At 71.7% G+C, this 10,992-nt stretch carries 10 protein-coding genes; 7 read left to right on the forward strand and 3 right to left on the reverse strand.

Translation table 11 applies throughout. The features are described from left to right. Positions 1 to 37 precede the first annotated feature (37 nt). Genes IE246_RS13595 through IE246_RS13605 form a run of 3 tightly spaced genes read right to left on the reverse strand, consistent with a single transcriptional unit; the run spans position 38 to position 2,725 of the window. Positions 38 to 937, reverse strand: a complete 900-nt coding sequence (locus IE246_RS13595; protein WP_189990430.1) for an alpha/beta hydrolase — start codon at positions 935 to 937, stop codon at positions 38 to 40. 49 nt (positions 938 to 986) lie between these two features. Then, positions 987 to 1,817: an acyl-CoA thioesterase gene (locus tag IE246_RS13600; protein ID WP_189990432.1), complete on the reverse strand. Its 831-nt coding sequence runs from the start codon at positions 1,815 to 1,817 to the stop codon at positions 987 to 989. After that, entirely contained in the window at positions 1,814 to 2,725 is a 912-nt protein-coding gene (locus IE246_RS13605) for an amidohydrolase family protein (RefSeq protein WP_189990433.1), read from the reverse strand. Before IE246_RS13605 ends, IE246_RS13600 begins: the two co-directional genes overlap by 4 nt. Before the next feature lie 102 nt (positions 2,726 to 2,827). On the opposite strand from IE246_RS13605, the gene IE246_RS13610 reads away from it, so the two are divergent. The 7 genes from IE246_RS13610 to glcF all read left to right on the forward strand — a co-directional run bounded on the left by IE246_RS13610 (position 2,828) and on the right by glcF (position 10,420). Then, positions 2,828 to 3,928, forward strand: coding sequence for an ATP-dependent 6-phosphofructokinase (locus IE246_RS13610; RefSeq protein ID WP_189990436.1), 1,101 nt, complete (start codon positions 2,828 to 2,830; stop codon positions 3,926 to 3,928). Between the two features lie 53 nt (positions 3,929 to 3,981). Next, positions 3,982 to 4,749, forward strand: coding sequence for an HpcH/HpaI aldolase family protein (locus IE246_RS13615; protein ID WP_189990438.1), 768 nt, complete (start codon positions 3,982 to 3,984; stop codon positions 4,747 to 4,749). 75 nt (positions 4,750 to 4,824) lie between these two features. Beyond that, positions 4,825 to 5,781 carry a class I SAM-dependent methyltransferase gene (locus IE246_RS13620; protein ID WP_189990440.1) on the forward strand — a complete coding sequence of 319 codons (957 nt, stop codon included), beginning with the start codon at positions 4,825 to 4,827 and terminating at the stop codon, positions 5,779 to 5,781. An 81-nt stretch (positions 5,782 to 5,862) separates the two neighbouring features. After that, positions 5,863 to 5,988 carry a type B 50S ribosomal protein L36 gene (gene ykgO / locus IE246_RS13625; protein ID WP_007670608.1) on the forward strand — a complete coding sequence of 42 codons (126 nt, stop codon included), beginning with the start codon at positions 5,863 to 5,865 and terminating at the stop codon, positions 5,986 to 5,988. Positions 5,989 to 6,213: 225 nt separating this feature from the next. Beyond that, positions 6,214 to 7,701: an FAD-linked oxidase C-terminal domain-containing protein gene (locus IE246_RS13630; RefSeq protein ID WP_189990442.1), complete on the forward strand. Its 1,488-nt coding sequence runs from the start codon at positions 6,214 to 6,216 to the stop codon at positions 7,699 to 7,701. Positions 7,702 to 7,882: 181 nt separating this feature from the next. Next, positions 7,883 to 9,091, forward strand: a complete 1,209-nt coding sequence (locus tag IE246_RS13635) for an FAD-binding protein (RefSeq protein WP_189990444.1) — start codon at positions 7,883 to 7,885, stop codon at positions 9,089 to 9,091. Positions 9,092 to 9,100: 9 nt separating this feature from the next. Then, entirely contained in the window at positions 9,101 to 10,420 is a 1,320-nt protein-coding gene (glcF, locus tag IE246_RS13640; protein WP_189990446.1) for a glycolate oxidase subunit GlcF, read from the forward strand. Positions 10,421 to 10,992 lie beyond the last annotated feature (572 nt).

Here is a 10,992-nt window from a genome sequence, read left to right on the forward strand (position 1 = left end):
CGAGGCGTCGACCTGACGCGGCCGGTCCGCGTCGGCGTCAGGACGCCTTCATCGACCTCGCGAACCACTGCAGCATCGGACCGAGGGCCCGGCGCCAGACCGTCCAGTCGTGGCCGCCGTCGTCGATCCGCAGCTCGGCCGGGATCGTCCGGCCCCGCAGCTCCTGGAACAGCTCCAGGGTCGCGAACTGGCTGCCGAAGCCGTCGTCGTCGCCGGCCTGCAGATAGATGTCCAGCGGCGCCGGCGGGTCCTCGACCCGCGACAGGAAGCGGCGCGGATGGTTTGCCAGGAACCGCAGCGGATCGAACGGCTCGCCGAACGAGCCCGCGAAGATCCGGGTCATGCGGGCCGGATCGGACGGTTGCCAGCCCGGCGCCACCCGGTTCCACAGGGCCGGGCTCATGGCGCCGACCGCGCGGTAGCGCTCCGGGTGCGAGAAGCCGAGCCGGAGCGCCCCGAACCCGCCCATCGACAGGCCGGCGACGAACCGGCCGTCGCGACCCGCCATGACCCGCCAGGTGGCCTCGACATGGGCCGGTAGATCGTCGCGCACCGCCGTGCCGTAGTTCCCGGGGCCGCCGATGTCGGCGGAATCGACCCACCAGCTCTTCACCCCGTCCGGCATCACCGCGACGAACGGCGGCAGGCTGCCCTCGGCGATCAGCCGGTCCATGGTCTCCTCGACCTGCCCGAACTTCGGCCAGGCACGCTCGTCGTCGCCGACGCCGTGCAGCAGGTAGACCGCCGGATAGCGGCGTTCCGCCTCGGCCGGTGCGTGATAGCCGGGCGGCAGGTAGATCGAGAACCGCATCGGGCCGCCGAGCGCGCGGCTGTCGAAAGACTGCGACCACAGCAGCTCGGCCGAGGCGGGGACCGCGGCCAGGGCGCATGCGGCGCCGATCCAGGCGGCCGCTGCGCAATCCATCGAACGGATCATCACGGGACTCCGGAGCCGGCCAGACCATCCCCGATACGCGCCATGGCGACTAGCGGGCGTGCTCCGCCGGTTCCACCAGGATGCCCCGGGCCCGCTCGGCCAGCGCCGCCGGGATCGCGCTCGGACGCCGCGCCTCCATGTCCAGGTGCACGCCGAACTGCGACATCTCGGCGATCAGCGCGTCGTCGGTCGGGCGGATCAGGCGATGCACCATCCGCATCGACGAGCGGCCGACCTGGGCGAAGCAGGAGTGGCAGTCGACCGGCTCGCCCAGCGTCGCCGGCTCGACGACGCGGAGCTGGAACTCGAAGGTCGAGTAGCCGATGCGGTTGTCGCGCAGATAGGCCGGCGTCATGCCGGCCCGGGCCAGGGTCTGGACGATGCCCGACGAGAACCGGTGGATCATGGCGTCGACGCCGAGCCGGCCGGAGCGGTCGAGATCGCGCGGGATCACGGTGTCGGTGGCGGTGCGGACCCAGTCGGGGCCCCAGGCCGGCGCCGGGCGGATCTCGCGGGCCGGGCCGTCCCACACCGCCAAGGCCTCGGGCGCGGCGCTGGCGCCGATCACGGTCTGCTCGGTTGTCGCGCACAGCTCGCCGTCGGCGCTGTCGAACAGCTTGTGGCCGATCACCAGGTCGCCGTCCTCGGCCGAGATCGGCGCCGACAGGACGTGGTAGCAGTCGCCGGCCCGCAGCTCGCGCTGGTAGCGGGTGTGCCAGTCGACCGTATGGGTGGCCGCCGGGTCCTGGCCGAGCGCCAGCAGCGTCCGGTCGCCGGCCTGGGCGAATTTTTCGTAGTAGTAGGCGACCGTGAAGTGCTCGACGAAATCGGTCTCCCACGGGAAGACGGTGGAGCGGAAGGTCTCGAAGAAGGCGCTCACGAGGGGTCCTCCAGGCGGTAGAAGCGGGTGGCGTTGTCGTGGAAAACGGCCTCGAGCTCCGGCCGGGACAGCCCGGACAGGATGTCGAGGAAGCCCTCCAACTGGTCGCGGTAGCCGATTTTCAGGCTGGCCGGCGGGAAGTTGGACGCCCACATGCAGCGCTCGACCCCGAAGATCTCCACCGCCTCCAGCACGACCCGACGGTTGCTCTCGACGGTCCAGGGCGCGTCCTTCAGCCCGAGTTCGGACAGCTTCACATGCACCCAGGGCAGCCGGGCGATCGTGCGCATCTGCGCGCGCCACATCGCGAGGCCGGCTTCCGATCGGTCCCACGGGAAGCCGGTATGGTTGAGCGCTACGGGGATCTCCGGGTGTGCCTCGATGACCGCCGCGGCCTCGGCCAGGTGCCAGCACGGGACCCGCAGATCGTAGCTGAGGCCGAAGCGGGCCAGCGCGGCATAGCCGCGCCGCCAGGCCGGGTCGGACAGGCTGCGCGGCCCGTCCGGGCGCGGCGCGTCGGGGGCCGGTGAGGTGACCGGCTTGGAGCGGATGCCCCGCATCAGCGGCGCCTCGCAATGCCCGGCCAGCTTGTCCTCGACCACCGGATCGTCCAGCCAGACATGGCCGACGATGGCGTTCGGCATGCCGTAGCGGGCCGCCACTTCGGTCAGCCAGCGGGTCTCGCCGACCTGATCGTCGCGGTCCCATTCGGCCTCGACGTGGACGGTCTTCACGATCCGGAAACCGGCGGCGTCGCGGCGGTAGTCCTCCGGCATGTAGCGGCGCTTCAGGGCGGAATAGTCGCCGAGAAAGAAGTGCGGTTCCGGGTGGTCGCTAAGCCAGGGGTAGTAATTCCGCTCCAGGTCCCAAAGATGGTGGTGGGCGTCGACGATGGCGAGATCGGTCATGGCGGGCCGGGTGCGGGAGATTGCGGACGAGGGTCGGGCGGCGCGAGCATGGCACGCGGCCGGCGCCCCGGCAAAGAGGCGGTCCACTGTGAGGGCATCCGGATGGTGAAGCGTATCGGAGTGATGACCAGCGGCGGCGACTGCGCCGGCCTGAACGCCGCGATCCGAGCGATCGTGCTGCATGCCGACGCGCACGGCTGGGAGGTCGTCGGCATCGAGGACGGCACGCTCGGTCTGTACGAGCGGCCGATGCGGGCGCGGCGTCTGCATCCCGAGGAATTCGACGGCATCCTGCTGCGGCGCGCCGGCACGATCCTCGGGACCGTCAGCCACGGCGACCCGTTCGCCTTCCGGATGCCGGACGGCTCGGTGGTCGACCAGTCGGACCGCATGATCGAGGGCATGCGGACGCTCGGGATCGAGGCGCTGATCTGCATCGGCGGCGACGGCAGCTTCCGGATACTCGACCGGCTGTGTCGCAAGGGCGGGATCCCGCTGGTGGGGGTGCCGAAGACCATCGACAACGACGTGTACGGCACCGACGCCGCGATCGGCTTCAACACCGCGGTCGAGGTGGCGGTGGAGGCGCTCGACCGGCTGCAGCCGACGGCGCAGAGCCACGACCGGGTCATGGTGCTGGAGGTGATGGGGCGCGACGCCGGCCATATCGCCATCCATGCCGCCGTCGCCGGCGGCGCCGACATCTGCCTGATCCCGGAGATCCCGTATTCCTTCGACAACGTGGCGGCCAAGCTGACGGCGGTCCGGGCCAGCGGTCGCAGCTTCTCGCTGGTGGTGGTCGCCGAGGCGGTTCGGACCGACAAGGGCGAGCCGGTCGCCCGGCCGAAGCCGGACGGCGGCATCCGCTACGGCGGCATCGGCCAGTGGTTGGCGGATCGGATCGAGTCGGAGCTCGGAATCGACTCGCGGGTGACGGTCCTCGGTCACGTCCAGCGCGGCGCCGAGCCGATCGCGGTCGACCGGGTGGTGGCGAGCGCGCTGGGGATCCACGCCGTCGACCTGATCGCCTCCGGCCGGACCGGGACTGTGGCGGTCTGGAGCCGGCGCAGCGTCGGCGAGCTGCCGCTCGCCGAGGTCGTCGGCCGGTCCCGCCCGGTCGAGCCCGACGACATCCTGGTGCGGACGGCGGCCGGCCTGGGGATCTACGTCGGCGAAACCGCGGCATGCCCGGCTGTGCCATAGCGGAGGAAGCGCTACACTCGACCGCTCGCGACGGACAGAAGAGGGAGGAGACCGTGGCCCGTATCAATCCCCTGAAGCGGCGCCTGGAAGCCGACGAGGCGGCGGCCGGGGTCCTGATCACCATGCCGAGCGTCAACCTCGCGCAGGTCCTGGCCGGTGCCGGCTTCGACTGGCTGTTCATCGACATGGAGCACGGCGCGATCGACCTGGCCTCGGCCCATCACCTGATCGCCGCCACCGCCGGCACCGGCTGCGCGCCCTTGGTCCGGGTGCCGCGTCCCGACCTGGCGCTCTGCAAACCGGTCCTGGATGCCGGCGCCATGGGGGTGATCTTCCCGATGGTCTGCACCCCCGAGCAGGCCGAGGCGACGGTCCGCTGCGTCAAGTATCCCCCCGAGGGCGACCGCGGCTGGGGGCCGTTCTACGCGCCGGCCCGCTGGGGGCTGAAGGGGCCGATGGAGTATTTCCAGGCCGCCAACCGCGAGATCGCCAACATCGTCCTGATCGAGCACATCGACGCGGTCGAGAACATCGAGGCGATCATGGCGGTGCCGGGGATCGACGTCGCCACCATCGCGCCGATGGACCTGGCGGTCAGCATGGGGCACCCCGGCGACCGGGACCATCCCGAGGTGGTCGGGGCGATCGAGCGCGCCGAGAGAGCGATCCTGGCGAGCCCGGCCGCGCTGGGCGGCATGGCGCTGTCGAGCGCCGAGGCGAACGCCAAGATCGCGCGGGGCTACCGTTTCCTGGTCATGGGTTATGATGTCATGCTGATCGAGCAGATCGCGTCCCAGTTGCTGGACGGTCTGCGACGTTGAAGCACGACGGACCTGTCCCGGGCCCGTGCGGCCGGAGCAGCGTCTCGTTCAGCGGTTCGCGTTAGGCGGAGCGGCATGACAGCGAGCGACGGTCCAACGATACCCCTGCGGCACCGCCTGATGGCGTGGTGGCGAGGGTACGACGCGGCCGAGTATCACGCCTGGCAGACCGGAGAGGGACCGCCGAGGGGCCATTCCATCGAGGATCTGATCCCGGCGACCCCGGTGCTGTCGACCGTGGACCACACCCGGGCCAGGATCGACGTGCTGCAGCGGCTGTTCGGACCGGGGTTCACGTCGCCGGGCGGGCCGGAGCACGCGGTCGAGATGGTCAAGCCGTTCGGGCTCACCCCCGAACGCTCGCTGCTCGACCTGTCGCCCGGTCTGGGCGGGGCGGCGGCCGCGGTGGTGCAGCGTTTCGGGGTCTGGATCACCGGCTACGAGATGGACCCGGAGCTCGCCGAGTGGGCGCCGGGCGTGATCGCCACGCTCAAGGGCGGCGACCACGTGACCGTCCGCGGGTTCGCGCCGGAGAGCCTCAGCCTGCGGCCCAACAGCTTCGACTGCGTCCTGAGCCGCGAGTCGATGTTCGTGGTCCGGGACCGGGCGGCGATGCTGAAGAGCATCCACGGCGTCCTGCGGGACTGGGGCCAACTGGTCATCACCGACTACGTCCTGCCGTCCGAGGTCGAGCCGTCCGAGCAGGTCAAGGCCTGGCTCGAGTCGGAGGATCTCACCTACAAGCCGTGGGCCAAGCAGGAATACGAGAAGGCGTTCGCCGGGCTCGGCTTCGACGTGCGGGTCCTGGAGGACCGGTCGGAGGAGCACCGGAAGCATATCCGCGACACCTTCGCCCGCTTCGTGGAGAACCTGGACGGCAGCGATCCGCTGGCCGAGGATCCGGCCCGGCGGGCGGCCCTGATCGTCGAGGCCGAGCGCTGGGCGCGGCGGGCGGCGTTGATGGAGAGCGGCGAGCTGGCGCTCTACCGGTTCTTCCTGATCAAGCCCGAACCGAAGGAGACGGAGGCGTAGCCGCAGGCCGTTCCCTGCCGTGTTGACAGACGTCCCGGCCCTGAGTAAGTTCCGCGCTCTTCGCGATTCCGGAGATTGACGATGCGTGTGGCCAACTCGCTGAAGACGTTGAAGAAGCGGCACAAGGATTGCCGCATCATCCGCCGCAAGGGGCGCGTCTTCGTGATCAACAAGACCAACCCGCGCTTCAAGGCGCGGCAGGGCTGATCCACGCGCCGGGGCGGCGCCCGTGGCGCTGCCCCGTGCCGAGGATGCTTCTGCAAGCCCCGAGGGGCAGGCGGCCGGCGGCAGCGTCGAGCCGCCTTTCGTGTTTGTGGTGTCGGCCGTCTGCGGTCGTGCCCCGCTCGGCCCAGCCACGCGCGGGCGGCTTGAAATGCCGGTCCCTTCGGGCAAGGTAAGCTCACGCAGTCGCTGCGACCGGGGAGATCGCCGATGAAGATGCCGGAGCCGGACCGGGAGGTGCTGGAGCGGCGCGACGAGATCGTCGCGGCGCTGCGGGCGATCGTCCCGGGCGAGGGCGTGATCGCCGACGACCGCGAGATGCGCCCCTACGAGTCCGACGGGCTGACCGCCTACCGCCAGCTGCCGATGGTGGTGGTGCTGCCGGAGACCACGGCCCAGGTCGCGGCGATCCTCAAGTACTGCCATGCGAACGGCGTCAAGGTGGTGCCGCGCGGCTCCGGGACCTCGCTGTCCGGCGGGGCGCTGCCGCTGGCCGACGGCGTGCTGCTCGGTCTCGGCAAGTTCAACCGGGTCCTCGACATCGACTACGCCAACCGGACGGTCACCGCACAGCCGGGGGTCACCAACCTCGGCATCACCCATGCGGTGCAGGACCGCGGCTTCTACTACGCGCCCGACCCGTCGTCGCAGATCGCCTGCTCGATCGGCGGCAACATCGCCGAGAACTCCGGCGGCGTGCACTGCCTGAAATACGGGCTGACCACCAACAACGTGCTCGGCGTCGAGCTGGTGACGATCGAGGGCGAGGTGCTGCGGATCGGCGGCAAGCACCTCGACTCCGAGGGCTACGATGTGCTCGGCCTGCTGACCGGCTCGGAAGGGCTGCTGGCGGTGGTGACCGAGGTGACGGTGCGGATCCTGCGCAAGCCGGCGACCGCGCGCGCCGTGCTGGTCGGCTTCGGCACCAGCGAGGAGGCCGGCGCCTGCGTCGCCGCCATCATCGGGGCCGGCATCGTTCCGGGCGGCATGGAGATGATGGACAACCCGGCGATCAACGCCGCCGAGGACTTCGTGAACGCCGGCTATCCGCGCGATGCCGGCGCCCTGCTGATCGTCGAGCTCGACGGGCCCGAGGTCGAGGTCGACTTCCTGATCGACCGGGTGCGCGAGATCGCCGAGGCCAACGGCGCCACCTCGCTGCGGGTGTCGGAGAGCGAGGACGAGCGCAACAATTTCTGGGCCGGCCGCAAGGCGGCGTTCCCGGCGGTCGGCCGGATCTCGCCGGACTACATGTGCATGGACGGCACCATCCCGCGCCGGCAGCTGCCGGAGATCCTGTCGCGCATGACCCGGATGAGCGAGAAGTACGGCCTGCGCGTGGCCAACGTGTTCCACGCCGGCGACGGCAACCTGCACCCGCTGATCCTGTTCGACGCCAACCAGCCGGGCGAGCTGGAGCGGGCCGAGGCGTTCGGCGCCGACATCCTGACCACCTGCGTCGAGCTCGGCGGCGTGCTGACCGGCGAGCACGGCGTCGGGGTCGAGAAGCGCGACCTGATGGGCTCGATGTTCAGCGAGATCGACCTGGAGCAGCAGCAGCGCGTGAAGTGCGCCTGGGACCCCAAGGGCCTGCTGAACCCCGGCAAGGTGTTCCCGACCCTGCACCGCTGCGCCGAGCTCGGCCGCATGCATGTGGCACGGGGCCAGCTGCCGTTCCCCGACATTCCACGGTTCTGATGGTCGCTCGCAGCCTCCCCTCCCTTCGTCATTCCGGACGGGCGCGCGCCGGCGCGGCCGATCCGGAACCCACGGCCCGACGTGCGCCGCGGCGGCGGGTGGGTTCCGGCTCCGTGCCGCCAGCGGCGGCCCGGTCCGGAATGACGAGAGGGGGGAGTGCATCACTGGTGGAGCAGCACGCATGACCACCTTCCGCCCTGACACCGCCGAGCAGGCCCGGGACGTCGTCGCCTGGGCGGTCTCCGAGGAGACGCCGGTCGAGATCGTCTCGCGCGCCAGCAAGCGCGCGGTCGGCCGGCCGATGCAGACCGGGCACACCCTCGACCTGTCGGGGCTGTCCGGCATCGGCCTGTACGAGCCCGAGGAGCTGATCTGCCAGGCCGGCCCCGGCACCCCGGTCGCCGAGATCGAGGCGGCGCTGGCCGAGCAGCGCCAGATGCTGGCGTTCGAGCCGATGGACCTCGGCGTGCTGCTGACCGGCGAGGCCGGCAAGGGCTCGATCGGCGGGGTGTTCGCCGCCAACCTGGCCGGGCCGCGCCGCATCAAGGCGGGCGCTGCGCGTGACCACCTGCTGGGCTTCACCGCGGTCACCGGCCGCGGCGAGACCGTGAAATCCGGTGGCCGGGTGGTGAAGAACGTCACCGGCTACGATCTCTCGAAGATCGTCTGCGGCTCCTGGGGCACGCTGGCGGCGCTGACCGACCTGACCTTCAAGGTGCTGCCGGCGCCCGAGCACGAGACCACGCTGGTGATCAGCGGCCTCGACGAAGAGACCGCGGTCCGCGCGATGAGCGCCGCCATGGGCTCGCCGCACGAGGTGTCGTCGGCCGCCCACCTGCCGTTCGCGATCGGCGCCGGCGACGTCGCCGGGCCGGCGACCTGCATCCGGCTGGAGGGCTTCGGCCCGTCGGTGGCGGCGCGGGCCGCCGCTTTGGAGGGCGAGCTGGCGGGGTTCGGCGGCAGCCAGGGCGCGGTCGAGGGCTACCTCAGCCGCGACCTGTGGCGGGCGATCCGCGACGTCGAGCCGCTGGCCGCACCGGCCGACCGGCCGGTCTGGCGGCTGTCGGTGCCGCCGATGGCGGGTCCCGCGGTGGTGTTGGCGATCCGCTCGGCGGTCGAAGGCGCCGACCACTACTACGACTGGGCCGGCGGGCTGATCTGGATCGCGCTGCCGCCGGCGTCCGACGCCCATGCCGGGCTGGTGCGCAGCGCGGTCGCCGGGGCGGCGACCGGCCATGCCACCCTGGTCCGGGCCGACGAGAGCGTGCGCGCCGCGGTCCCGGTGTTCCAGCCGCAGGACCCGGGCCTGGCCGCCCTGGCGGCCCGCATCAAGGCGAGCTTCGACCCGCTCGGGATCCTGAACCCGGGGCGGATGACGGCGGGGGTGTAGGCGACCGACATGCAGACCAACTTCACCCTGGCCCAGCTCGCCGATCCCGACGTCGCGGTCGCCAACGAGATCCTGCGCAAGTGCGTGCACTGCGGGTTCTGCACCGCGACCTGCCCGACCTACGCCCTGCTGGGCGACGAGCTCGACAGCCCGCGCGGCCGGATCTACCTGATCAAGGACATGCTGGAGAACGACCGGCCGGCCGGCGAGCAGGAGGTCAGGCACATCGACCGCTGCCTGTCGTGCCTGTCCTGCATGACCACGTGCCCGTCCGGCGTGCACTACATGCACCTGGTCGACCATGCCCGGGCCCATATCGAGCGGACCTACAGGCGGCCGTTCCTGGACCGGGCGATCCGCGCGGTGCTGGCCACACTGATCCCGCGGCCCGGCTGGTTCCGGCTGGCGCTGACCGGCGCCGGGCTGGCGCGGCCGCTGGCGCCGCTGTTCGGCGACCTGCTGGGCGGGCGACTGCGGGCCATGCTGGAGCTGGCGCCGAAGCGGGTGCCGGCGCGCTCCGACCTCGACCGGCCGGGCACCTTCCCGGCCGAGGGCGCGCGGCGGGCGCGGGTGGCGATGCTGGCCGGCTGCGCCCAGCGGGTGCTGGAGCCGGCGATCAACGACGCCACCCTGCGGCTGCTCACGCGGCTCGGGGTCGAGGTGGTGGTGCCGGCGGCGGCCGGCTGCTGCGGCTCGCTGACCCACCACATGGGCCGCGAGCACGACGCCCTGGCGGCGGTGAAGGCCAACGTCGACGCCTGGTGGGCCGAGACCGCCGAGGGCGGCGGCGCGGGGCTGGACGCCATCGTCATCAACGCGTCCGGCTGCGGCACCACGGTCAAGGACTACGGCTTCATGCTGCGCGAGGACCCGGCCTACCGCGACAAGGCGGCGGCGGTGGCGGCGCTGGCCAAGGACGTGACCGAGTTCCTCGCCGAATTTGGGGATGCTCACGGCGTTCCGAAGCCGGCGGCGCCGGCCGGGCTGACCGTCGCCTACCACTCGGCCTGCTCGATGCAGCACGGCCAGAAGATCAAGACCCTGCCGCAGGCGCTGCTGACGGCCGCCGGCTTCGCGGTGAAGAACGTGCCCGAGGGGCACCTCTGCTGCGGCTCGGCCGGCACCTACAACCTGCTGCAGCCGACCCTCGCCCGGCGCCTGCGCGACCGCAAGGTGCGCAATATCGAGAGCGTCGAGCCGGACGTGATCGCCACCGGCAACATCGGCTGCATGAGCCAGATCGGCGGCGGCACGGCGATCCCGGTTGTGCACACGGTCGAGCTGCTCGACTGGGCGACCGGCGGCCCGAAGCCGGCGGCGTTGAGCTGACGGGAAAGACCGCCGCCCGGTGGGTCCCGGCTCTGCGCGGCTGCGCCGCTACGGCCGGGATGAGGGAAGGAGGGGAGGCCTCCCGAACATCCTCATCCCGGACGACGCGCATCGGCGATGAGAGCGTCGAGCCGGACGTCATCGCCACCGGCAACATCGGCTGCATGAGCCAGATCGGCGGCGGCACGGCGATCCCGGTGGTGCACACGGTCGAGCTGCTCGACTGGGCGACCGGCGGCCCCAAGCCGGCGGCGCTGAGCTGACGGGAAAGACCGCCGCCCGGTGGGTCCCGGCTCTGCGCGGCTGCGCCGCTACGGCCGGGATGAGGGAAGGAGGGGAGGCCTCCCGAACATCCTCATCCCGGACGACGCGCAGCGGCGATCCGGGACCCACGAAGCGACCGGCGGCCGTCAGCGGCCGCCGTTCGTGCCGTTGCCTCGGACCTGCTCGAGGAACCCCGTGACTTCCTGGTCGAGCAGATCGGCGTCGCCGGATAGCGCCTCGGCGGCGGCCAGCACCGCCTCGGCCTGGGTGCCGGTGTCGTTGGCGACCGCCGACACGCCCTCGATGGT

The organism is Thalassobaculum fulvum (genome assembly GCF_014652915.1).
Taxonomy (GTDB): Bacteria; Pseudomonadota; Alphaproteobacteria; order Thalassobaculales; family Thalassobaculaceae; genus Thalassobaculum_A; species Thalassobaculum_A fulvum.

Coding starts and splice junctions, on each gene's coding strand:
- IE246_RS13635 (WP_189990444.1), top strand. CDS start 7,883: ATGACCACCTTCCGCCCTGACACCGCCGAGCAGGCCCGGGACGTCGTC.
- IE246_RS13630 (WP_189990442.1), top strand. CDS start 6,214: ATGAAGATGCCGGAGCCGGACCGGGAGGTGCTGGAGCGGCGCGACGAG.
- IE246_RS13595 (WP_189990430.1), bottom strand. CDS start 937: ATGATCCGTTCGATGGATTGCGCAGCGGCCGCCTGGATCGGCGCCGCA.
- ykgO (WP_007670608.1), top strand. CDS start 5,863: ATGCGTGTGGCCAACTCGCTGAAGACGTTGAAGAAGCGGCACAAGGAT.
- glcF (WP_189990446.1), top strand. CDS start 9,101: ATGCAGACCAACTTCACCCTGGCCCAGCTCGCCGATCCCGACGTCGCG.
- IE246_RS13605 (WP_189990433.1), bottom strand. CDS start 2,725: ATGACCGATCTCGCCATCGTCGACGCCCACCACCATCTTTGGGACCTG.
- IE246_RS13620 (WP_189990440.1), top strand. CDS start 4,825: ATGACAGCGAGCGACGGTCCAACGATACCCCTGCGGCACCGCCTGATG.
- IE246_RS13610 (WP_189990436.1), top strand. CDS start 2,828: ATGGTGAAGCGTATCGGAGTGATGACCAGCGGCGGCGACTGCGCCGGC.